The organism is Haliea sp. E17, from assembly GCF_048323675.1.
Classification (GTDB): Bacteria; Pseudomonadota; Gammaproteobacteria; order Pseudomonadales; family Halieaceae; genus Mangrovimicrobium.
The window spans coordinates 53,100-76,000 of sequence record NZ_JBLWFK010000010.1 but is presented as its reverse complement, the minus strand read 5'-3'; the positions used below and the strand labels follow the sequence as shown (position 1 = coordinate 76,000).

The 22,901-nt window shown below is 61.1% G+C and carries 20 protein-coding genes; 10 read left to right on the top strand and 10 right to left on the bottom strand.

Features of this window, described 5'->3' with window-relative positions; translation table 11 throughout:
• Positions 1–250: 250 nt before the first annotated feature.
• Together ACNKU3_RS20365 and ACNKU3_RS20360 are read left to right on the top strand one after the other, a co-directional pair.
• Positions 251–1,540: an AI-2E family transporter gene (locus ACNKU3_RS20365; RefSeq protein ID WP_418261414.1), complete on the top strand. Its 1,290-nt coding sequence runs from the start codon at positions 251–253 to the stop codon at positions 1,538–1,540.
• Between the two features lie 305 nt (positions 1,541–1,845).
• A complete protein-coding gene (locus ACNKU3_RS20360; RefSeq protein ID WP_418261413.1) occupies positions 1,846–2,595 on the top strand; it encodes a hypothetical protein in 750 nt (249 codons plus the stop codon).
• 82 nt (positions 2,596–2,677) lie between these two features.
• Here ACNKU3_RS20360 and ACNKU3_RS20355 read toward each other — a convergent pair whose 3' ends face one another.
• Both ACNKU3_RS20355 and ACNKU3_RS20350 read right to left on the bottom strand, forming a co-directional pair.
• Entirely contained in the window at positions 2,678–3,223 is a 546-nt protein-coding gene (locus tag ACNKU3_RS20355) for a glutathione peroxidase (RefSeq protein ID WP_418261412.1), read from the bottom strand.
• Between the two features lie 55 nt (positions 3,224–3,278).
• Complete coding sequence (locus ACNKU3_RS20350; RefSeq protein ID WP_418261411.1) at positions 3,279–3,833, bottom strand: carboxymuconolactone decarboxylase family protein; 555 nt, start codon at positions 3,831–3,833, stop codon at positions 3,279–3,281.
• 337 nt (positions 3,834–4,170) lie between these two features.
• Between ACNKU3_RS20350 and ACNKU3_RS20345 the strand changes: the two genes are divergently transcribed.
• The gene (locus ACNKU3_RS20345; RefSeq protein WP_418261410.1) at positions 4,171–5,406 is read left to right on the top strand and encodes an MFS transporter; all 1,236 of its coding nucleotides are present in this window, start codon (positions 4,171–4,173) and stop codon (positions 5,404–5,406) included.
• Positions 5,407–5,432: 26 nt separating this feature from the next.
• Here the strand turns inward: ACNKU3_RS20345 and ACNKU3_RS20340 are convergent, their stop codons facing one another.
• Both ACNKU3_RS20340 and ACNKU3_RS20335 read right to left on the bottom strand, forming a co-directional pair.
• Positions 5,433–6,257: a sugar phosphate isomerase/epimerase family protein gene (locus ACNKU3_RS20340; RefSeq protein WP_418261409.1), complete on the bottom strand. Its 825-nt coding sequence runs from the start codon at positions 6,255–6,257 to the stop codon at positions 5,433–5,435.
• Entirely contained in the window at positions 6,250–6,768 is a 519-nt protein-coding gene (locus ACNKU3_RS20335; protein ID WP_418261408.1) for a nuclear transport factor 2 family protein, read from the bottom strand. Before ACNKU3_RS20335 ends, ACNKU3_RS20340 begins: the two co-directional genes overlap by 8 nt.
• 280 nt (positions 6,769–7,048) lie before the next feature.
• Between ACNKU3_RS20335 and ACNKU3_RS20330 the strand changes: the two genes are divergently transcribed.
• Positions 7,049–8,476, top strand: coding sequence for an aromatic ring-hydroxylating oxygenase subunit alpha (locus tag ACNKU3_RS20330; RefSeq protein ID WP_418261407.1), 1,428 nt, complete (start codon positions 7,049–7,051; stop codon positions 8,474–8,476).
• Positions 8,477–8,531: 55 nt separating this feature from the next.
• Here the strand turns inward: ACNKU3_RS20330 and ACNKU3_RS20325 are convergent, their stop codons facing one another.
• Positions 8,532–8,834 carry a DUF1330 domain-containing protein gene (locus ACNKU3_RS20325; RefSeq protein ID WP_418261406.1) on the bottom strand — a complete coding sequence of 101 codons (303 nt, stop codon included), beginning with the start codon at positions 8,832–8,834 and terminating at the stop codon, positions 8,532–8,534.
• A gap of 41 nt (positions 8,835–8,875) precedes the next feature.
• Positions 8,876–9,844 carry a DUF7065 domain-containing protein gene (locus tag ACNKU3_RS20320; protein ID WP_418261405.1) on the bottom strand — a complete coding sequence of 323 codons (969 nt, stop codon included), beginning with the start codon at positions 9,842–9,844 and terminating at the stop codon, positions 8,876–8,878.
• Between the two features lie 137 nt (positions 9,845–9,981).
• Here ACNKU3_RS20320 and ACNKU3_RS20315 point away from each other — a divergent pair, with 137 nt between their 5' ends.
• Positions 9,982–10,746: a hypothetical protein gene (locus tag ACNKU3_RS20315; RefSeq protein ID WP_418261404.1), complete on the top strand. Its 765-nt coding sequence runs from the start codon at positions 9,982–9,984 to the stop codon at positions 10,744–10,746.
• 62 nt (positions 10,747–10,808) lie between these two features.
• On the opposite strand, the gene ACNKU3_RS20310 is transcribed toward ACNKU3_RS20315, so the two are convergent.
• The gene (locus ACNKU3_RS20310) at positions 10,809–13,112 is read right to left on the bottom strand and encodes a TonB-dependent receptor (protein WP_418261403.1); all 2,304 of its coding nucleotides are present in this window, start codon (positions 13,110–13,112) and stop codon (positions 10,809–10,811) included.
• A gap of 439 nt (positions 13,113–13,551) precedes the next feature.
• Between ACNKU3_RS20310 and ACNKU3_RS20305 the strand changes: the two genes are divergently transcribed.
• A complete protein-coding gene (locus ACNKU3_RS20305; protein ID WP_418261402.1) occupies positions 13,552–13,764 on the top strand; it encodes a hypothetical protein in 213 nt (70 codons plus the stop codon).
• Positions 13,765–13,804: 40 nt separating this feature from the next.
• On the opposite strand, the gene ACNKU3_RS20300 is transcribed toward ACNKU3_RS20305, so the two are convergent.
• Both ACNKU3_RS20300 and ACNKU3_RS20295 read right to left on the bottom strand, forming a co-directional pair.
• The gene (locus ACNKU3_RS20300; RefSeq protein ID WP_418261401.1) at positions 13,805–16,984 is read right to left on the bottom strand and encodes an HD domain-containing phosphohydrolase; all 3,180 of its coding nucleotides are present in this window, start codon (positions 16,982–16,984) and stop codon (positions 13,805–13,807) included.
• A 119-nt stretch (positions 16,985–17,103) separates the two neighbouring features.
• Entirely contained in the window at positions 17,104–19,446 is a 2,343-nt protein-coding gene (locus ACNKU3_RS20295) for a hypothetical protein (RefSeq protein WP_418261400.1), read from the bottom strand.
• 256 nt (positions 19,447–19,702) lie between these two features.
• Between ACNKU3_RS20295 and ACNKU3_RS20290 the strand changes: the two genes are divergently transcribed.
• From ACNKU3_RS20290 to ACNKU3_RS20275, 4 genes are all read left to right on the top strand, one after another.
• Positions 19,703–20,536, top strand: coding sequence for a glycosyltransferase family 2 protein (locus ACNKU3_RS20290; RefSeq protein WP_418261399.1), 834 nt, complete (start codon positions 19,703–19,705; stop codon positions 20,534–20,536).
• 69 nt (positions 20,537–20,605) lie between these two features.
• A complete protein-coding gene (locus tag ACNKU3_RS20285; protein ID WP_418261398.1) occupies positions 20,606–21,298 on the top strand; it encodes a hypothetical protein in 693 nt (230 codons plus the stop codon).
• On the top strand, positions 21,291–21,749 hold the full coding sequence (gene rimI / locus ACNKU3_RS20280) for a ribosomal protein S18-alanine N-acetyltransferase (RefSeq protein ID WP_418261397.1): 459 nt from the start codon (positions 21,291–21,293) through the stop codon (positions 21,747–21,749). Before ACNKU3_RS20285 ends, rimI begins: the two co-directional genes overlap by 8 nt.
• Complete coding sequence (locus ACNKU3_RS20275; protein WP_418261396.1) at positions 21,750–22,157, top strand: hypothetical protein; 408 nt, start codon at positions 21,750–21,752, stop codon at positions 22,155–22,157.
• A 29-nt stretch (positions 22,158–22,186) separates the two neighbouring features.
• Here ACNKU3_RS20275 and ACNKU3_RS20270 read toward each other — a convergent pair whose 3' ends face one another.
• A complete protein-coding gene (locus ACNKU3_RS20270) occupies positions 22,187–22,900 on the bottom strand; it encodes an electron transport complex subunit E (protein WP_418261395.1) in 714 nt (237 codons plus the stop codon).
• Between the last annotated feature and the right edge of the window lies 1 nt (position 22,901).

Below are 22,901 nucleotides of genomic sequence, written 5' to 3'. Positions count from 1 at the left end.
CCCCGATCAGTAATGGTCGGGGCGTTTTACTTTGTACCGTTCGATACTCTCCCATGGGGAGACCCGCTTTTATGCGTTGATTCTCTGCCCCGTAAAGCAGCCCCGCAGGTGCGGGGGTTGGGCGCCGCAGGCGTCGCGTAGCGATTGCAAGCAGCGCTTGCTACCCAAAGTAGGTCAGTCAGGCCTCCAGCACCTGCCCAACCCGAAAGTACCGTCATGCCCCCGCCAGCAATGACCGGGGTGTTTCACGTTGTACCACCCGAAATGCCTCACCCTCCACCAACAATTTATCCATTCACAAACCAACACCCTTCGGTATAAGGTCAGAACCATCACCAGAAGTGAAAACCGGGAACAAATAAATTATTCCCAGCTCAGGATGGCCGTAATGGCAGGACAGGAAGAAAACACCGTCAATCCACTAACCAGCAACAGCGCCCAGCGCTGGTTGTTGGCGCTTGCCATGCTCTACACCCTGTATTTCGCCCGTTCACTGTTCATCCCCGTCGTGCTTGCTCTGCTTCTGGCCTCAGTATTGAGTCCGTTGGTCAACCAGGCGCAGAAGCGGCACATCCCCAGGAGTGTCTCGGCATTTGTACTCCTTGCGCTCATCGGCCTGCCGCTGGCTGTGCTCGGCATCGAACTGGCGGAACCGGCGCAGAAGTGGATGAAGCGCCTGCCAGAACTGGGTATGGAACTGTCCGCGGAGTTCGACTCCCTGACCTCGTCTCTCGCGCCAGCAAAGGCGCCGCAGCCGGAAGCTGGACCGGAAAGCAGCGACCGCGGTTTTGACCTGTTTGCCTGGTTTCGCGATAGGGAACCGGAACCTGACAGGCCCCCCGCCAAGGCCTCAAATGGCGAACAGGATCCCTTGCGCGCCCAGTTGGTTAAAGGCGGGATTGAAGTTCTTGTTTCACTGCTCGGCGCTGCCCCTATCCTGCTGGTACAGATGCTCACCTTTCTGGTGCTCGTGCTGTTTCAGCTGATATTTGGCAAACGACTTTATGAAAGCGCTATTGAACTGTTTCCGCGCATGCGGGAAAAGCGCCGCGCGGTACTGGCGGTTACCCGCGTACAGAGGGAGCTGTCGCGCTACGTTCTTACCGTCAGCCTGATCAATGCGGGGTTGGCCATCGCGACATCGCTGGTGCTCTGGTTGCTGCAGGTAGAAGACGCCCTGCTCTGGGGAGTAGTGGTCGGTTTACTGAATTTCGCCCCCTATATCGGCCCGCTCGCCGCGATCTGTATCCTCGGTGTAGCGGGACTGGTGCAGTTCGGTTTCACCTGGGCTGCGCTGATCCCCGGTTTCGCGTATTTCTGTGTCAATCTTGTCGAAGCGCAGTTTGTGACTCCCCTGGTACTTGGGCGTCACATGCGGCTGAACCCGCTGATTCTCGTCCTCTGGATCATATTCTGGGGTTGGCTGTGGGGCGCGGCGGGCGTGCTGCTCGCGGTGCCCCTGCTGGTCAGCCTGAAGCTGGTGGCACAGCAGTTTGGCGTACTGGATTACTGGGTGCGTTTGATCCAGGCACGGGCCTGAGTATTGCGCAAGTCCGGCCGGAGTCGGCACACCGGGTGCCCCAGCGCAGAGCCGGTTTTGGGCCAAACAGATGCGACGAAAAAAGTACGCAATCGCATTGGTTAGTCGCCATAACCGACTATAGTATGGCCACTGGTGGCGCAAAGTCAGGCCACAATAACAGACTGCAACGTAGTGATAAGGAGTTCAGCATGAAGTCTTGTTTTTACCGGTTCGGTCGGGTCTCGGCGCTGGCTGCGCTGGGGTTTGTGTCTGTGGCATCTGTGGCAGACGTAGCCGAAGTCGTGTCCGGAGACGGAACCGCGATGACTTTCGAATACAAAGGGGACAAGTTGCGTGTCAACATGCCCGAGCAGCAGGGTTACATGCTGCTGCGCGATGCACACATGTACATGGTGACCAGCAATAACGGGCAGGTCATGGTCGTGGACATGAACAGCGCTTTCAAGATGTTCGGTGGCATGGCCGCAAGTGCTACCCCGGATATGGTGACTGGCGAGGTGCTCTCCATTGAGCCGACCGGACGCAAGGAGACCGTTGCCGGCATGAACGGCGAAGTCTATATCATCAAGTACACTGACGGCGACGGCACCAACCAGCAGGCGGAACTGGTGCTCTCGAACGACAAGCGCGCTGTGGGCTTCCGCGACGCGATTGCCAATATGGCGACAACCATGGGCAGCGCCGTGGAACAGGCGGGTTTCAACAAGGAAATGGAAAACGGGCGCAACGTGCAGAAGGAACTGGAAAAGCTCGACAAGGGTGTCCTGCGTTACGGCACCGACATGCAGGTGCGCTCGATTACCGCAACCACCGTTGCCGATGAGCGCTTCGTGCTACCGGCTGAACCTACCGACCTCGGTGCCATCATGGGCGGTATGACTGGCGGTGGCAGCGACAGCAGCGGCGGCGGACTCGGCGGCTTCTTCGGCAACAAGGCTGATCGCCAACAGGACCGGGTGGAGCAGAAAACCGATAACGCGGTTGATCGCGCAACAGACAACGCGGTGGACCGGGTACTCGACAAGGCATTCGGGAAAATCTTTGGCAACTGACAAAAGCCTGCGATACCCGGTAAAAAAAGCGCGCCACCAGGGCGCGCTTTTTTATCGGTAAAGTTCCTGTGCGGGTAGCTTGTCAGCTCGCGAGGGCGGATTCCAGCGCTGCCGCGAGTTCCGGGTTGTCCGGTGTGGTATCCGGTGCAAATCGCGCTATCACCCGGCCGTCGCGGCCGATGAGGAATTTTTCGAAATTCCACAGCACTTCGGGGGGCGAGGTGGGCGAGAGTCCGTGGCCTTCCAGGCGCGAGCGCATGGCCTGGTCGGAGTTTGAGGTACTCGGTGCCGCGCTGGTGAGCGCTGCATACAGCGGGTGTTTGGCCTCACCGGTGACCTGAATCTTGGAAAACATCGGGAAGGTCACGTCGTAACTGGTGCTGCAGAATTCCCTGATTTCCTCGTCTGTTCCCGGTTCCTGCCCGGCAAAGTCGTTGGCGGGGAAACCCAGCACTACGAGTCCATCGCTGGCGTATTGCCGGTAAAGCGCTTCAAGGCCCTCATACTGCGGCGTCAGTCCGCATTTGGAGGCGACGTTCACCACCAGGCAGACCTTGCCTGTGAATTCACCCAGGGTGGTTTTGTTGCCGTCGATGGTGGTGAGGCTGATGTCGGTCAGTGCTGTCATGGTTATTTGCTCCTTGGCATCGGGATAAGCGTGGTGCTGCCGAGCATAGCACCTTTCAGGTGTAATCCCGCAGTTGCTGGAACGAAGTATCAGCATGTTCTTCCAGCTGAATCTGGAAGGTTTTGGTCAGCATACCCATGGTGCAGTAACAGCCCACCAGAAACACCAGCTCCATCAACTGGGTTTCGGAGTACTCCTGCGAAAGCCCGGCCCAGGTCGGGTCGCCGATGACAAAGTCGCCCATCAATTCCTCGACCGCCAGCATCAGCAGGTGGTCGAATTCGGACAATCCTGAACCCGACCCTTTGACCGCGTCGATTTCCGCGGCGCTCATGCCGGCGTTCAGTGCGATATTGACGTGGTGTTCCGCCTCGTAGGTTTCACCGGCCAGTGCCAGAATCCGGAGGATGACGATTTCGCGGTCCCGGGGTGGCAGGCTGGTATTGCGAATCAGCCGGGCGAGGTAGGGCAGGAACAGCTCATACATGTCGGGGTGGCGAACGGTGACCCGGGCGAAATTCATTTCCGTCCAGTCACCCACCAGGGTCTTTTGCCGCTCACTGAAGTCCGCCACTGGCAGGGGTGGCACTCGCGGTGTCTGCTGGGGCATGTTACTGGTCTCTCTATCGTGAGTGATGTGCCTGGAGGTCGTGCTGCGGCGCGATTTCCGGGCGGGTAGCCCTTATCTTAGGAGGCCCGTCGTCGGGGTGTTCGACCACGGGCGACTTTCTTTCTGCACAAGCTGTATCCGTACCTGTAAACCTGCGCTGGGTCTACCGGGGTCTTGTTCTCCATCGTACACCCTGTTCAATACAAGTCCGTCCGCGTGGATTATGATGCTGGCAGTGCAGCAAAAGCCCGCAACGCTGACTGCACGAGCATAAGGCGGTATCGCAATCGCCCGGGACCGATGGGGTCCGGCGTGTCATAACTATAAGGATAACCAGGTGAAAGTATTTCCCGGCTGGTGGCAGGTGGCTGCCGCCCTTGTGCTGCAGGCGGCAAGTTCTGCCAGCGTTTTCACTGCCTACAGCGTTATTGCCGTGCCCCTGCAAGAGGAATTCCAGCCCAGTCGTATGCTGCTGATGATGGGGATTACGGTGGCGGCACTGGCGGCGGGAACCCTGGGTACCCCGATTGGCGCAGCCATCGATCGTTACTCGGTGCGCCTGCTGATGCTGGTGGGCGCGTTTTTGCTGGGTAGCGGGTTCATGCTTTTGTCGCTGGTGGAATCGATGTCCCAGGTAATCTGGGTCTACCTGCTGCCGCTGGCGCTGGGCTGCACCCTCACCGGACCGGTGGCCAGCTCGGCCCTGCTGGCGCGCTGGTTTACCCGCCGCCGCGGCCTTGCCATGAGCCTGGCCGCCAGTGGGGCCGCGGTCGGCGGCCTGCTGATACCGCCGCTGTTACAGTTCCTCATCGAGCACTACGAATGGCGCCAGGCCCTGCGTATCTACGCGGTTGCGATCTGGGTGATTACCCTGCCGCTGGTGGGGCTGCTGGTTATCAACCGCCCCGCCGACAGGAACCTGAACCCCGACGGCGGGGCCGCCGGTTCCGGCTCCGCTCGCGCCATAGCAGCGGAATCCCATAGCATTGGCACCTTCCTGCGCGACCGGAATTTCTGGCTGCTGGCGGTCGTGCTCGGCGGCCTGCTCGCCGGTCCGATGGGGCTGGTCAGTAACCTGCTGCCCCTGGTGATGGATAAGGGCATTGTCGCCAGCGACGGGGCACTGCTGATTTCCATCCTTGCAGCCGCCGGCTTTGCCGGCAAACTGGTCAGCGGTATAGTCGCCGACCGGGTCAGTCACCGCCTGATGCTGGCCGCGATAGCCCTGGCGGTTGCCGGCGGCAGTCTTGGTTATGTATATGGCGCCAGCTTCCAGTCCCTGGCCCTGTACAGTGTCATCCTCGGCTTTATGCAGGGCGGTGTGGTGCCCCTGTGGGGGTTGATCCTGGCTAAGGAATACGGGCCGGACAGCATGGGCCGGTCGATGGGGCTGATGGGATTCCTGATCATGCCCTTTACCCTGGTCGCCGCTCCCCTGTTTGGCTGGGTTTACGACACCATGGGGAGCTATGACCCCATACTGGAGGCCTACGTGCTGTTCCTGCTCGGCGTTCTGGTCATTATCGCATTGCTGCGCCCGGAACCCCGGTCTACCTTGTCCCGGGCGCTGTAGCGGGGGAACTGCTCTCCCGGGATGTTTCAGCTGCGCTGCAGGAGTAGTTCCCGGGTGGCGTCCACACAGGGCTGCAGTAATTCCCCGAACGCCGCCTGATCGGATACTCGCGAGCGCATAGGCAACTCCAGGCCGACAAAGACCTCTGCTGGAATCGCATTGAGGATGTCCAGCAGCGGGAGCTGCCCTTCCCCCGGGGGCAGGCGCTCGTAAGTGGCCTCCACCGCGTATTCTTCGATCACCGGCTCGAGAGGGGCATCGCAGACCTGCAGGTAACCGATGGTTCCCGGCGGCAGAGTGGCGAGATCCGCCGCGCTGGATCCTGAGCGATGCAGGTGGAGCGTGTCGATGAGGATACTGAAATTGTCGCGATTCACCTGCTGCCGCGCGCGTAGTGCACCGGGCAGGTCGGCGATGGCGAGACCGGGGACGAATTCCAGCACCACGTCCATGTCCTGTTCCGCGGCCATTTCCGCCAGGTAAGCAAACTGGTCGTGGCTGCGGTTGAGGTCCGGGTCGAAGCTCAGGGTGCCGATGCGCGAGACATCCATCTCCCGCCACAGGGCCAGGGACGCCTTCTGGTCGCGAATGTCGCTGCCCGGGGTGATCCAGAATCCCTCGCCCATGGAGATCGATACGCCGCGGTCGCGCATGGCGGCCAGCATCTCCCGGCGCAGGCCGGGGTTGTCCCTCAGGGACCAGGTGCCGAACCCCATCACATCATCGACGACAGGGCTGAATCCCGTGGCAATCCACGGGCAGCCGAGATCGGCGGCGAGGTTTACAAATTCGACGGGCGGCATGCCCAGCACACAGAGATGTTCGAGGCCGATCGCCGTGTCGTTAATCATGGGAGGAGGCGGCGCCCAGCACCGCGTAGGAGGGGTCGTTGCGATCGCGGCTCCCCTGGCCGGTGGGATTGCCCATCGGCGTGACCTCGCGGATATCCTCGAGGTCGATCAGCGCCGTCCGGCGATTCAGTGCCCAGCGACCCTCGCGCTCCGACCACTGGTCGATATAGCGGCTGCAGAGGGTCAATTCCATCAGGCGCCCGTCCTGCTGCACCCGCACTCTCGCGGTCACATAGGCTTCACTGCCAGCCCTATCGCCGTCCACGTCGACCAGGATATTGGACACCTGGTGGGAGTGGCCGACCGTCTCGCGGTGCTGGGCGCAGATCTGGTCGATCAGCCCTGGGCCGTCGCCGCGGTAGTAGTCGCCGTAGTCAGCATAGGATTCGGAGTGCCACAGGGAGTGGCCAAGTTCGGGGTCCAGGCGATCCACGGCACGGCAATAGCGGTATATCTGGTCGGTGATGGCCTGGCGGGCTTCGAGGTAGCGGGCGGATTCAGTTTCGGTCATAGGCAGCGCAACTGTCCTCTGTGGGTTATTGTTGTCGATGCGAATCGCCGGGCAACGGCCTTCGCTGCGTTCTCGATCTTACTACCCCCCCAGGGGAACGGACAGAGGCATTTGCGCCCCGGCTTATAGAGAAGCACACCGCCGAGTCAGGATTACGATAATTTAATGTTCTATCGAAAGTGTCACAGGCTGCCCATGCCGCCGGGAGTTGCACAGGCACTGCTGCGCCACGGATAATGGACAGTTCTGTATATAACGCCTCGCACAAAAGGAGAACCCAATGAGCACACCATCGCAGAAGAGCAAGGTGACCGCGCTGTCCACAGCGGGTGGCGCCGGCTCTGACTGGCCGCCGCGCTGGCATACGCTGGACCACGGAATCCGCGTCGGTCGCTATATCGATGCCGAATTCCAGCAGATGGAGTTCGACAAACTCTGGACCAAAGTCTGGCAGGCCGCCGCGCGAATCGACGAGATTCCCGCAATCAACGATTTCACGGTTTACGAAATCGGTGACCAATCCGTGTTCCTGGTCCGCACCGGCGAGGACACGGTCAAGGCCTATCACAACGTCTGTCCCCACCGCGGCACCGCGCTGGCGGAAGGCTCCGGCACTTTCGATCACGGCAACATCATCTGCCCCTTCCACGGCTGGCGCTGGAATACCGAGGGCGACAACGAATACGTGCTGGCGCGCGAGGAATTCCGCGGCGGCAAGCTCTGTGATGCCGACGTCGCCCTGAAGAGCCTGCAGGTGGAAATCTACGCCGGGTTTGTGTTTATCAATTTCGACAAGGACTGCATGCCGTTTGACGAGTTTATCGCCCCGGTACGACAGTTGCTGGATGACCTCAATACCAAGGAAATGCGCCACTACTGGTGGAAGGCGATCCCGGTGGCCTCCAACTGGAAAGTCGCCCAGGAGGCGTTTTTCGAGGGCTACCACGTTCCCGCGACCCACCCGCAACTGGAGACCGCAGCGGCGGACTTTATCTACGGGGCGGATATTGAGGGCGAGTTCGAAGCCTATAATCACCACAACGTGGATTATGAGCGTTTCGCCAATGGCCACGGTCGTTTCTTTGCCGGTCGGGCGAGTAACTACCAGGGCAACGTAAAACGCCTGATGGCGGACAAGGACCCGGTGGACGCCATGGCTGACCGCCTGCAATTGCTGGTGGACGGCATGGACGCCCAGGTGCTGCAGGCCGACGTCGACCTGCTGCGCTCATTGAAGGGCAAGGTCGAGCCGGAAAAGCTCGGCGCCGAATACATGCGCGTCCTGTACGAGGACGCGGCGGCGAAAAACCGGCCAATGCCCAAACCCAGCCCGGAAATCCTCAGTATGTGGGGCGGCATGATCTTCATTTTCCCCAACCTGATGGTATTCCCGCAGGCCGGCAACGCGATGATTTACCGCACCCGGCCGCATCCCACCGACCAGAACCGCAGTACCTTCGAGATCTACTCGACGCGCTCCCTGCCCGCGGATGCCCCGCGCGAACGCGCCGTGGTGGAAGTTGTGGAGGATGTGGAAGACCCGGCACAGGTCTACCTGATTCCCCGCCAGGACCTCGGCAACCTCAAGCGTATCCAGAAGGGCCTGCGCTCCCGGTCGATCAAACAGGTCTGGCTGGCCAGTGAGAACGAGAAAATCATCCTCGGCATGCACCAGGAACTGGACAAGTACCTGCAGGCGGAAGACTGACAGTCCCCCCGGAAAAAACGCCGCGCTCCAGCGGCGTTTTTTTTGCGCGGAAACCCTACTGCGCGGGCGGGGCGTAGCCCTCGACGATAAACCCGCGGTAGTCCGCGGCCAGTTGCCGGTGCTTTGAAGCCTCCTGGTACTCGGGGCTGAAATACCAGGCGCGGGCGTCCTCGACGGTGGGAAACTCCAGTACGACCAGACCATCGGCAGGCTCGCCCTCGATGGTCTCCATCGCGCCGTATACCGCCAGGGGCTTCAGGTTGTACTGGCGCGGGTCCGATTGCCGCTGCTGGTATTTCGCCATTTCTTCCGGCGTGTGAATCTCGCTTTCGCGAATAAAAACGACATATGCAGGCATGCTTGCTCCTTGTTGTTACTGGTACTGGTGGGTTTGAAGGCTCAACGCTTGTTCCAGGCGTCGGGGCCCGCGCGGTGCCATTTGCGAAATTCCTGGATACCGTAATATTCCTGGTCTTCGCCGACGGCACCCGTAAAGCCGTCGTAATCCCACTTGAACTGGGTCCACCACTGGCCGCGATCGGGGAACAGCATGAACTCCGCCGGCACCCAGGCCTTGCCGAGCGCGTGCAGGGTGCGGCCGAGGGTGTCCACGGTCTCGATCTCGATGACATCCGGGCGCGCACCGTCGCGCGCCACGACGCGGCGGATACCGCCGGTCACCGGGGCGATCCTGCCGTCGCGCAGGATGTAGCCGCCGACGATGTCGGTGTCGCGGGTTGAGTGGCGGTCTTTGGCGAGAATGTGGAACCCGGTATGTTCATCGGCTGTCGACCAGGTGTAGCCGCCGGACATGGTGGATTCCAGGAAGCGCGGACCGTGTGAGCCGTCGCGGATGGAGAAACAATCGACGTCGTAGCGTTCACCCTCGAGGATCACCGTGCCACGGATGCGTCCCGGCTGCTCGAAATGCAGCTTGAAGGCGCGTTCCAGGCCCGGCTGGACACCGATCTCGTTGGGTTCTGCGATGGCTTCGAATTCGAGGTCCAGTTTGAAATCATTGCGGTCGTAGCCGAGCCGGTAACGTTGCAGTGGCTCGATTACCTGCAGTGACATCGACCAAGGTGCGGTCCAGTTGTATTTGTCGTAATCGACACCGAAGCGGCCTTCCGGCATAACCCGCATCAACTGCCAGTCGAAATAGGGGAACTCCCATACGTGCTGGCCGGAGCGATCCCACATGGCGGGACCGCCGAGCAGGCAGTTCATGTTGGGGCGGAAGTGGTTGTAGAAAAAACCGTTGATGCCGCGCTCCGGAATCGCCCAGGAAAACCAGGAGCTTTCCGCCCAGTAGGGGTCGTCGCTGAAGTTCAGGTTGAAATGGTCGGCGATATCCGGGCTGAGGCTCATCTGTCGGGCTCCCTGTTGTTATTGGTACTTTCCCGGGTTGAGTTCCGGGGAAAACAAACCCAAGTTTCTTTATGCCTGCTGCATGCTACAGTGGAGGTTGGAAACTTACTACCATTCACCCCTGATGGAGGTGATAAATGGCCAGAATAACGATACGCACCCTGGATGACGTTGTCATTGCCGCGGACAGTCGTCCGGAACTGGAAGCCAGGCATTATTTTTCCGGGCCCGGCGAACCCCTGCAGTTGTGCTGGAACCGGCTGGATGCCGGCGTGGCGCTCACGCTGCCGGGCACTTCGGCTGCTTGTCTCGTCTATGTACTCGGCGGCAGTGTATCTGCCGGCGGACGGGCGCTGGCCGAGGGCAGCAGCGCGATTGTGGAGCAGGGTGCCTGCGAATCCTTTGTCGCGGGGGAGCAGGGCGCTGTGCTGCTGGTGTTCCGCGCCAGCCAGTGCCCGGCCGGTGTCCGGGGCGGTGGCAGTGTGCACCTGTTGCCGACAGAAAGGGTGCCGCGCACGGACAGCTTCCACGGCACCGAGGGGGTTGCCGGGGGGTTGCACGCGGACGCCAGCTGCAGTGGCTGCCAGCTCTGGTTACACGAGCAGGCCTACCGGGATGCCGACAGGGAAACCGCCCTGCACTCCCATTCCGAAGACGAAATCATATTTATCACCGGCGGACAAATCCGTTTCGGCCGGGATCGCTACGGCCCGGGTACAGCCATTGCCATCGCTGCAAACGCACGCTATGCCTTTTTCAGTGGGGAGGGCGGTTTGCGGTTCATTAATTTTCGCGCTGCCTCGCCAACCTACAGGTCTGCCGACGGCAAAACGGTTCTGGATGAGGCGGAGCTCTGGCGCTCGGCACTGGGAACGCCGCACTACCTGGCGCCTGTCAGCTGAAGATTTTCCCGGGCATTAAAAAAGGGGGCACGCAATGTGCCCCCTTGCTGCGCCGCCCCTGACTAGAAGTTGATGGCGACGTCCATTCCCCAGGTCATCGGTTCGCCGTAGGTGTTGATGTCGAAACCGAAGGAACTGTAGATATTCACCCCGAAGTTGTAATAACCCTCGTCGGTAAGGTTTTTACCCCACAGGGCGAAACTCATCGTGCTGTCGCCGGGTCCATTCAGCTCTTCCAGTGCGATGCGCGCATTCCACAGCTGCAGATCCCCGGAGGAGTTGCGTTCCGGCACCGGCGTCAGGAAGGTCATTTCGTCGCGGTAGCTCCAGTCGGCCCGCGCCTTGAATACGCCGAAACTCAGGGGGTACTCGTAGGTCAGGTTGGCACTGGCGGTGTTGTCGGGCGAGTAGGGGAAGTTCGCCATGTCGGAGAGGTCCTCGCCACTCGCACCCTCGTACTCGATATATTCCTTGTGGGTGTAGCCGTAGTTGAGGCCGGCGCGCCAGTGATCGGTCAACTGGGCGAGCATCTCGACTTCCGCGCCGTAGATTTCCACCACGCCGGCGTTGCGCTGGATACTCACCAGGTTGACCGGATCGAACTGGTTGACGCGCTTGTCATCGTAGTCGCTGAAGAACACCGAGGCGTTGACCTGGAAGCGGTTGTCGAAAGTGGACTTCAGGCCCAGTTCATAGGCGAGGATGGTTTCCTCCTTGAAGCCGACGACAAAATCCTCGGGGCGGATATCGCGGGCGTTGTAACCGCCGGACTGGTAGCCGGTACTGATCTTGGCGTAAGTCATGATGTCGGGCGTCCAGTCATAACCCAGTGACACCAGCCAGGAAACGTTGTCGAAAGTGTCCCCGGCGCCGGGATAGACATAGTTGCCGAGCACGGGATCGCCCTTCAGGTTGTCCATGTACAGGACCGGCCCGGTGCCAGTGCCAGGCACCAGTGCCTTGTCCATCTCACGGTCTTCCTCCGTGTAACGGGCGCCAGCAGTCAGGTTGAGAGCGTCGGTAAAGTTGTAGGTGCCCTGGCCGTAGACCGCCCAGGCCTCATTCTCGTAGTTGGCGATGTTGGCGGCGGCTGAGCCGGCGGCGGTAGTTTCGTTGAACAGGTCGCCTTCCTCATCCATGTAGAATACGCCGAGCGAGTAATCCAGGCTCGAGTTGAACGCGCTGCCCAGCAGGCGGAACTCCTGGGAGATACTCTCGTATTCCTGGTTGTCCCGGGTGATGATCGCGGGGGGTATGGGCGGATCGGGGAAGGTGGCACCGACGGGCGCACCATCCGAATCCGCCTCGCCATAGTTGTCCATTTCACGGTAGCCAGTGAGTGAAGTGAGGGTCAGATTGTCGCCGAGTTCCCAGTTCAGGTTGAGCGAATGACCTTCGACTTCGGTCTTGGCGATCATGATGTGCTCGACCGAAATACTGGTCGGACGCTCGCTTTCCTTTGTCTTCGCATAGGGGGCAAGCACGCCGCCAAAGAATGTCGCGGGGTTGGTCCTGGTGGTCCAGGGAGACTCGGGAATCTCGTCGATATTGGTGTAATCGTACATGTAGGTCGCAGTGAAGTTGTCGGTGGGAACCCACTGCAACTGTGCGGCGAAAACCTCGCGGTCGACTGTGCCCAACTCATCCTGGGGGCTCGAGGCAGTCTTGCCGCCCTGCATCAGGGGCGGCAGGCCGAAGTGGTTGTCCTGGATGCCGTCGCGGTTGAGCAGCCCGCCATTCACTTTGACGTTCAGTTCGCCCAGTGCGCTGTCATCCCCCAGCAGGGGCACGTTGAGCATGCCGCGCAGGTCCCTGCGGCCATAGTTGCCGGCGGTCGCCTGCAGGTTGCCCTCGAACTCGTCGGTGGGTTTGCGAGTGATGTAGTTGATGGCGCCGCCCATGGTGTTGCGCCCGTACAGCGTCCCCTGAGGCCCCCGCAGTACCTCGATACGCTCGAGGTCGAGGACGTCCAGCAGCGAACCGACATTCTTGGCGATAAGGACGCCGTCCAGGTACACGCTGACCGCGGGATCAAAGGTGATCAGCGTTTCCGAGTTGCCAATGCCGCGGATATTGAAAGAAATCCCCGTACGCCCGCCCACGTAGGGCTGCGCATTGAGGTTGGGCACCAGGTTGCCGATGTCGAGGCCGTTACTGATACCGAGGTCGCGGATCGTCTCGCTGCCCAGGGCGCTCATGGAAATCTGCGTCGCCTGCAGGGTTTCCTCGCGGTGTTCCGCGGTGACGATAATCTCTTCAAGCACCCCGCTGCCCTGGGCAAATGCCGGGATACTGTTCAGGGCCACGGCCAGGGCCAGTGGAGCCTGTACAAAACGGAGGGGGTGAGGGTGGAATTTGTAGGTCATTATCATTCTCCAGGTGCACATGGCGGTTATTGTGTTTTTTGGCCGGGAAGGACAGACAAAGCCGGTGGCGAGAGGCTGCAGTGCGAGCAAGACGAAAATACGGGCGGGCACCCCGGGAGGGGGGACACGCCGACAGGCGGAGAGTTCGCTTGCGGTGAGTTGCGCACGTAACCAGGTCTCTCTGTCTGTCCGGATTAGAAAGTCCGGACTAATGTATTATTAATTATGGTCAACAAAGCCCTGTATCCAAGCCTATGCCTAATTTCCCGTTTATGAAAGACCATACAAAAATAAATGGCACGCTTCAGGTAATATTACCTGTAAATTGAACGCAGGCCGCCCGCGCCGGGGGAATAAAGGGATATCCGCGAAGGGGGTTGGCCGGATACGGGAATCTCGACTACGCTATACAGCTGAAACCAACATGGAGAACGCGCAGATGCGTAAAAGCCTGATTTTTATACCGATTATGCTCCTGGCCGGATGTTCGACTGGCGATATCGCATTCAATTCGCCCTATGACCTGGATCGTGACGGTGTGATGGACGCGCGCTGCCCGGGGATGGAATACGACACCAGCAAGCACACGTTCTACGGCTGGCGCTCCAAGGCTTCCGACACCTGCGAAGAGCAGGCAGCCAGCGGCAGCTGATACCTGCGGGCCGCATCTCGCGGCCCGTTTTTATTCCCGCCTACGCAAGGTACTGGCCGATGTCCACCGCGTCGACCTGGGCCGGTTGGAGGTATTGCTCGGCATACCGCCGGTAAGTGCCACTGGTCAGGAATAGTTCGAAGCAGTCCCTGTCGATGTGGTTGTCAGCCACCATCCGGGCCATGATAGCGATGGCGACGCTCACCGGCTTGGCTTTCTTGTAGGGCCGATCAGCGGCGGTGAGAGCCTCAAATACATCCGCTATCGCCAGCAGGCGTTCCGGTATGCTCAGCGCATCGCCGGGCAGTCGCCGGGGATAGCCGTCGCCTCGCATGGTCTCATGGTGGGTAGAGGCATAGCGCGGCACATTTTTCAGTTCCTCGGGGAAGGGCAGGCTTTCCAGCATCTTGATGGTGCTGATCATATGCTCGTTGATCTTGAAGCGGTCTTCCGGTGTCAGGGTGCCGCGGGAGATCGACAGGTTGTAGAGCTCGCCCTGGTTGTACAGGTGCTGCGGAATATCCATGTGTATGCCGTACTCGGGCGGGTAGTCGGTGGCGGCGGTTCGTTCCACGATGTGTTCCGGCTTGTCGGCCAGCAGCGGCTCGTTAACGGGCAGTGCGGGCTCGTCGCCGCGGTGGCGCAGTTCCTCCACCGGCGACAGTCCCAGGCGATCGCTGAATCGGCGCTGCCAGGTCTTCTGCGCGATGGCCCGCAGGCGTTGCTGTTTTTCCTCGTCAAAATATTCCCCGCCGACATTGCACTGGGCGATGAATGCAAAGTCGTCCTGCAGTTCGCGCTGCACGGCCACGAGTTGTGCCTGTAATTCAGCGCGCTGCTCGGGGTATTGCTGCAGCGCTTCCCAGAAATGGATTTCCGCGTCCCGCGACAGGACTTCAAAGCGCATCCTGACTTCGTGAATGCGGTTGTAAATGGTCTCCAGCTTGCTTCCCTTGTCGACCACATGTTCCGGGGTGGTGATCTTGCCGCAGTCGTGGAGCCAGGCCGCAATGCGGTATTCCCGCCACTGGTCCTCGCCTTCCAGGCGAAACTGGTTGAAGGGCGGTGCCTCGGATTCGCTGGCCGCGCGCGCCAGCATCAGGGCCAGTTCGGGGACGCGGGCGCAGTGGCTGGCGGTGTAGGGTGACTTGTCGTCGATGGCCTGGGCGATAAGCTGGATGAACGAATCCATCAGGGCGCGCTGGGCGGCCTCATAGGTGCGGATGGAATCGACCATTTCCACGAGGGACTCGGAAAGGTCGTCGAGTTCAAGGATGTGTGTGCGAACACGCTTTACTTCGTCCAGTTTGCGGTCCCGGACCTTGTCGTTTTCCGCCGCCAGTTGTTTTACCGGTCGTACAATAGGTATGGCGAACAGCCAGGAAAGGGGTAGTAACAGCAGCAGGAAAAGCGCAGTGATTTTGATGGAGAGCTTTACCTTGTCCAGGTAGGGGTTCATTACCGTCGTGACGGGCGTGAGAATCCCGAGGTACAGCGAGTCTTCATCGGCATCCTCTATACCGCCGATATAGGCAAATTCCTCCTGGCCATTGATGTCCAGGGTGGTGAGTTTGCCCCATTGCTCCGGGTTATTCGCAATAGTGACGATGTCGCTGCTGGGAACGGTTTCTGATTCCACAGTGACCTGGCTGCCGTCGAACTGCAGCCACTTGTTCGCCAGCGCCATTTTTTGCGCCGGACCCAGTGCGGCAATCGCCCTGTCGATTATCGCGCGCAGTCGCGGTTGGTCACTGTGCACGACGATATGCATTTCGCCGAAAGTATCTTCGAATCCCAGGTCGACGGGGCTGACTACTTTCACACCGTCGATGTAATAGTGGCTGATGATGTACTGCAGGATCACCTCCATATCGAGGGCTGCGCTGACCTCACCGGTTTTGACTTTTCTAATGGCATCGAGGGTGGATGAGGCTTCAACGATTTCGATTTCCGGATAGTGTTCCCGCACCACCGGTAAAATGGCCCAGCCTGCAGGTATCGCCAGTTTGCGGTTTGCCAGTTGTGCCAGCGAAGTCAGTTCCCCTGAATCGCTGGCCGATACCAGGGCGTAGGGGAAACTGGCGTAGGGTCGGCCGGGATCACCCTTGCCGGCGGTATCCAGCCTGGCAGAGGCCGACTGCAGCAGGTCTATCTTGCCTTCCCGGAAGCGTCCCACCAGTTCCTCCCAGTTGTAGCCATTCTCAAAGCGGACCTGCACTCCCAGCATGCGTGCAATCAGGTGAATGACGTCGACGGAGTAGCCCCGCGGACCACCGCCCTGGGCGTAATCGATCGGCGGCCAGTCCATTTCGTTGGAAACCACCAGCGTACCCAGGCTTTTCAGGTACAAGCGGTCCTCGCGACTCAGGGGGAAATCCGGCAGGGGAATTTCTGCCGCGGTATCGCTGCCGCGCATGCTGGATGCGACGACCAGGCCGTCCCGGTTGAACAGGAAAAGCTTGCTGTCCAGCGAGACCCGGGTGTTGGCGAGATTCTCCGATATGGTTCCCAGCGTGGTATCGATGCCGATCACCGCGCGGGTATTGTTTATCCTGCGGGAGAGTGTGCGGCCGGGTTCGCCGGACTGTGCAAACAGGTATGGCGCAGTGGCTTTGATAGTGTCCGAGTCAACGGAATCGCGGTACCAGGGCCGCTCGGTGACATTGAACTGGGTTGCCTCGCTGCGCGTCGCCCGCAGGGCCAGTGCGGCGGAAAGATACTGGTATTCCCGCAGTCTTCCCTCGGGCGTTTCCTTGACGGTGACCACGACCCAGCGGTCCGAAGGGAGGGCGAGCAGGGTTTTCCGGGCGAGGTGGCTGGCATTCAGGTTGACGATTTCATAGAAACTGCCGTCCTCGCGGCCTACATAGATACCGTAAAACAGGGGATTGTTCTCCAGGACCTTCAGGAACGTCCGCAGCAACTCGTTTTCCCGCGCCGCAGGGTTTGCCAGTTCACTGTTCTGCGCCAGCAGGTCGAGGATGTTGACGTTCAACTGGCGGATGCCGGCGAGTTCCCTGGCGATACCTTCCGCCGTTGAGGTGTACAGCTCGGACGCGGCGCGGCGACCCAGCGAATCACTGAAATGATATTGCAGGCCGATCGCGACGGTCGCAGTAAGTGCGGTGGCGATGACAAAGACTGTGACAACGGTCAGGCGAATGGATGTTCGCGGTGTCGCGATGATCAATGGCAGGCCCCGGTCCCCGAGAAATTTCAAGAACTAAAGCACATAACGCGCTCGATTGCCCGTGACCCGGGTGGCATTTGGGCAAAAAAAAACCGCGGCAGGTGCCGCGGTTTACTGGTTCTGGCGAGGAGTCGCCAATGGCCCCGGGTTCAGCAATCATTCGGGTCCGGCGGAGCGGTATTCACAGCCGTGGCAAGGCAGCTCCAGGTGTTGGATGCTTCGCCCGCCGAGATCGTGATTTTCGCGGTGCGGTCAGCGGCCGACGGCGTGGATTCCGAGCACGAGTTGTATTCCACGGTGCCCGGGCTCACGTCGAAGGCAACCCCGAAGGCGCCGGGAAAGGTCTCATTGGTCACGGTGGTGGAGCCCTGCGCAACAATCGAGCAGAGATTCTCACTCTCGGAGGTGGCTGCTATTTCGGTACCGTTCTTGGGCCTGTTGTTGAAGAAGTCCGAGACATAGGCGGTATAGCTGCCGGAGCCGAGTATGCTGCCGGGGGCTGCGTAGGTGGTGCCATTCTTGTAGAGCTGCAGCAGCAGGTCTGCGGGCTCAGCAGCCATGACGAGTATGGTGCTGTCGTAGACGTTCACCAGTTCCCGGCTGCACCAGATTCCGTCCCCTTCTTCGGGGCAGAGCAGGCCGTTGTAGACCGCGGTCTGGCCCTGGTTGGGGTAGCCGTTGTTCGGGTCGTCGCCGTTGGCGTCAAAGGTCTGGTTATTGTTGAAATCAGTGAAGATTTCTTCGGAACCGGCTTTGCACACCAGCAGGTCGGGGTTGTTGATGCAGGTCTGGGTCGCAGGGTCGAACAGGCCGTTCTCGTTGTGGTCGAGGAACGCCTCGGTGATATTGGCGAACAGGTTCAGGTCGGCTTCCGCCTTGTTGTAGATCCCGTCACCATTGCGGTCGACGAAAGACTCTTCGCCAATGGCGGTAACCAGGACCGTGGAGCGGCCACCGCGGATATAGCCCAGGTCAGCCGGGCAGGGAATGCTCGGGCCATTGTGGCTCGGGCAGTTGGCAGTGGTGCCATAACCCTGGACCAGATCCTGGTTTTCCGGAAGGGTGGGCAGGCGCGGAGCGCTGCTGGTCCACTTGACGGAACACTCGCCGGTTTGCGGAGTGCCGCCCTCGCGGTCGCCATTCCTGCGGCCGGTTTCACATGAGGGGTCAATGGTGCCGTACTCGGTGGTAAATACCGCTGCGGTACCATCGGGAACCGGGTTGTTGAACTTGTCGGCCATGCGGACGGTCAGCGTTTTTTCAATGCCGTCCATGGTCAGCGCCTGTTCCACGACAAAGCCGCCTTCGACCGACAGGGAGATCGAGTTCTGGTCAGGCAGGCCCGTGCTGACGGTCAGGATATCGGAGACAGCGGACACCTGGATGCCGTCGCCTGAGTCAGTCGTGGCGAGGACACGGACCACGGTAGCGACGTCACCGGCTGCCACTGTGGTGGAAATATTGCCGTCCGCATCGCTGATGGCGGCGTTGGGCGTCAGTGATACACCGCCGATTTCGGTGGTGAGGGAGAAGGCCACTGAAACACCTTCCAGCGGGTCGCCATTGCCATTGACTGCGCGGAAGGTAACCCGTGATTTTTCCTGCCGGTCGGGGCCGCCGCCAGTGCCTTTCAGCACGATGTACTGCGGTTCAGCGCTGACAAAGGTCAGGCCATTGGCGCTGGGAGGCGCGATCTCGATGGTGCCCGCCGCAGTTGCGCCGTTGCCCACCAGGGTAGCCGTAATCGAGTCTTCGCCGACACAACCGTTCGGGGAGTAAGTTGCAGTGGCGTTGCCGGAAGTAGTGCTGACCGCGCCCGCGGGCGTCAGGGTTGCGTCGCCGGAGCTCAGGCAGGAGCTGGAGAACGTGACGCTTTCGCTGCTGCCGGAGAGCTCGTCATTTTCATCGACAATGGCCACGGAAAGTTCAGCCTGGCCTTCCGAGGAAAGTACGCCGTCCGGAGTGATCTTCACCAGGCCTTCCATGAAGGTTGTACCGTCAAAATAACCCAGGCGGAGCCCGGTGGCGCCCAGCTGGAAGTTTACCGACTTGGTAATCGTTGCGCCGTTCTGGTCGGTCACACTGACGGTGAGGGTGCCACCGCCTTTGGTCTGTCCGGCCGCGACCTGGAAGTTGGCCTGGCCATCCGCGTTGGTGTTGGCGCTGCTGCTGCCGGCATCGCCATTGATCAGCACGTCGGCAGATGACTCCACGTTGACGATGACATTCGACTGTGGCGCACCGCTGGCCTTGTTTTTGGTGACGGTGGTTTGCAGTGTCGCAGGAGCCGCCGTGGTGATCTGGTTGGTCGCGTTACCGCTGGCATCCACCAGGGCAATTTTCAGGAACAGGGTGTCGGTGTCGCCGGCACCCGGGCCGAGGAACCCGCCGTCGTCGCCTCCACCTCCGCCGCCACCACAGGCGGCCAGTCCCAGTAAGGTGATTACGTAGAGTGCCCAACGGCTGGTACGCGTGGCGAGTCGATTAATCATTTTGATCCCCTATTGCCCACTCACTAGCGGTTCTTTATATCGTGATTCTGCAGCCTGGCTGCTTTTTGCCGATTTCCAACCGGGTACAATAGCGGAAAACAGCGCTGACAGCTTACCATGCGGGCTGGCAAAATCCCTATGAAAACATGATGATAGGCGGGTTATGTGACTATTTGCACAAGGTATTGTCCCGCCTGCCCCACCAAAGATCATATCCCGATGGAATCGGAATGAAAGAAAAAGATACGAAAAACGCATGAAAGTTGAGGAAATCATGCCCCGCCCGCTGCTCAGCGTTTCCATTGTGCTCTACCGGACCCCGCTCGAGGTCCTGCGGGCGACGCTGGACAGCCTCGAATGCGCGACACGCACGCTCTCGGGGGTGCTCGTGGTGGTCGTGGATAACGACTCCGGGGAGGCCTATCGCCGGGATTTACGCGAAATTCTCGACAGTTTGCCCCGGCGGCCGGATTACCGGCTGCAGCTTGTCGAGGCGGCGGAAAACCGCGGCTATGGCGCCGGCCATAACCTCGCCCTCGCCAGCGGTGTGGGCGAGTTCCACCTGGTCCTGAATCCGGATGTCGAGATGTCCGCGGACAGCCTGGCCGCGGGTATCGCCTACCTGCGGGAGGCGCCGGATGTCAGCCTGCTCAGCCCCAGGGCTTTGGGCGGTTCGGGACAGCAGGAATTTCTCTGCAAGCGCCGGCCCTCGGTGCTGGTGCTCGCCGCCCGGGCGTTCTTTCCGCGCCTGGGCGCCAGGCTGATCCCCCGGCGGATGGCGGATTATGAAATGCGTGAACTGGCGACAGCGAACACCCCCCGGGATGTGGAACTGGCCAGCGGCTGTTTCATGCTGCTGCGAGGGGAACAGCTACTGGCCGTCGAGGGCTTCGACGAGCGCTATTTTCTCTACTTCGAGGATTTTGACCTGTCCTTGCGCCTGTCCCGCCTGGGGCACGTGCGCTATCACCCCGGCGTACGGATTGTGCACCACGGGGGCTACGCCGCCCGCAAGGGCCTGGCGCACCTGCGCATGTTCCTCGCATCGGCCCTGCGGTTTTTCAACCAGCACGGCTGGCGCTGGATATAGGGTCCGGCTGAAAACTGGTACACTGCGACTGGTTACTCACCAGCCCGGTTTCCGGCCACAGTGCAAGACTTGATTCACAGCCAATACCTCGCCGCCATGGGCATCGACACCTATGTCGCCCGCTGGCCGCTGCCGGGCGCGGCGCCTTCCCGTGTGCCTGTGGCTGTGCCGCTGGTCGAGGTGCCGGAGGACATGCCAGGCCCACAGCCAGGCCCGCCCGCACGCAGGGAGCCGGTCGCCAGCCGTCCCCCGGCGGCGAGGGATATGCCCAGGATCGACCTTGCGGAAGCCGGGCAGGCCGCCCCAACTTCCCGCGAACCTGCTGCGCCAGTAACTGAAACCGTGCATTTCAGCCTCGCCGCGATATTTGCCGGCGACATCGCCTGGGTCGAGGTGCTCGACGGAAACCCGCTGGCCCGGGAGCAGGTGCAACTGGTCGCCGCGATGGCGCGGGCCCTGCGCGGCGCCCAGTCCAGCCCGCAGACCACGCAATTTGACTGGCCCACCCACAGCAACCGGCAACTGGACCGGGGGCTCGGTTCCGCCCGCGATGCGCTGGCGGCATTCCTCGGCCGTCACCTGGAAACGCGCAACTGCCGCCACCTGGTGATGCTGGGTGAGGCCTGCGCCCGCTATATCGATGTGGAGAAGTTGCCCGGCACCAGGATTCTGCAAACCTGCAGTACGCTGGACATGCTCGCCGAACCCCGGCACAAGCGCCAGGTCTGGCAGGACCTGCGGAAGCTCGCCGGGGGTGTATAGGCTGCGCGCGCCTGTCGACTGGGCATCTCCCGCAGACCTTCCCGGCATTGCCGCGCTGGATGCGGTGGCATCTCCCGACCCGTTTGGCGAATCCCACCTGCTGCGCTACTGCGAGCAGGGTGAGCGCAGCATTGGCCTGGTGTGCCGCAATGGCTCGCGGCTCGAAGGCTTCGTGTTGCTGTCGCTGGTGCTCGACGAGGCCAGTATCGATAACATCGCGGTGCATCCCGCGGCGCAGGGGCGCGGCCTTGGCGGGGTTCTGCTGGGCGAGGCGCTGGCGGTGCTGCGCGACCGCCGGGTGCAGCGCTGCGTGCTGGATGTTCGCGCATCCAACGCGCCGGCGCTGGCGCTGTACCGCCGCTACAGTTTCGGGGAAGACGGGCGTCGCCCGGGATATTACACAACAGCGACAGGGCGCGAGGACGCGGTCCTGATGTCGAGGAGTCTATAGGTGACGGTCAACGTACTGGAAACGGAATGGTGGACGCTGGAGTTGCCGCCCGAGTGGTGGGCGGACAGCGAGGAAGAGAGCATCCTGATCGGTGATCGCGATGACGTCGGCTGTATCGAAATCTCTACCCTGCACCGGGACAGCGGGGTGTTTTCCGCAGGGGAAGTGGCGCAGATTGCCGAGGACGGCAGCGAGCAGCGCCTGCCCTGGAAGAGCGTAAACCTCGGGGAGTTCTCGGGTGTCGCGGCGGCATGGGAAGAGGAGGGCGCGGCGATTCGCGAGTGGTGCGTGGCCGATGCCGGCATGTTGCTGTTTATCACCTACAGCTGCGACGTCGACCACCGCGGCCTCGACGATGCCGCCGTGGACGCCATCCTGGCGACGCTCAGGGTGCTGGCGCCGCGCTGAGCCGGGAGTTTCCGCTCCCAGCCTGCCGCTCAGGAAATGGTGCCGGTGACCCGCACGCGCTTGGAGCCGGTGGCCGGTCGCTCCCGCTGCGCCGCGCGGCGCGCTTCCATGCGGGTATCGATGATGTTCTTCAGCGCAATCAGCAGCCCGGTGAAGATAAAGGCGCCCGGCGGCAGGATCGCCAGCAGGAAGTTCTGGTAGTCGTCCACCAGCACGATTTTCCAGCTTTCAGCGGCGGAACCGAACAGCAGTTGCATGTTGGCAAACAGGGCGCCGGTGCCGAAGAGCTCGCGCAGCGCGCCGAGCACCACCAGTACCGCGCCGAAACCCAGGCCCATCATCAGCCCGTCGTAGGCCGCCGGCAGCGGGCTGTTCTTGCAGGCGAAGCCGTCGGCGCGGCCGAGAATCACGCAGTTGGTGGTGATCAGGGGCAGGAAAATCCCGAGGATCTGGTAGAGCTCGAAGGCGAAGGCCTGCATCAGCAGTTCGATGCAGGTTACCGCCGAGGCGATGATCATGACGAAGGCGGGCAGGCGGATGGCGTCCGATACCACGTTGCGGATCAGCGATACCGCGGTATTGGAGGCGACCAGCACCAGGGTGGTGGCGAGGGCCAGGCCGATGGCGTTGACCACAGAACTGGTCACCGCCAGCAGCGGGCACAGGCCCAGCAACTGGACGATCGCCGGGTTGTTCTTCCACAACCCGTTCAGGGATAGCTCGCGGTAGCTCATGTCCGCCATG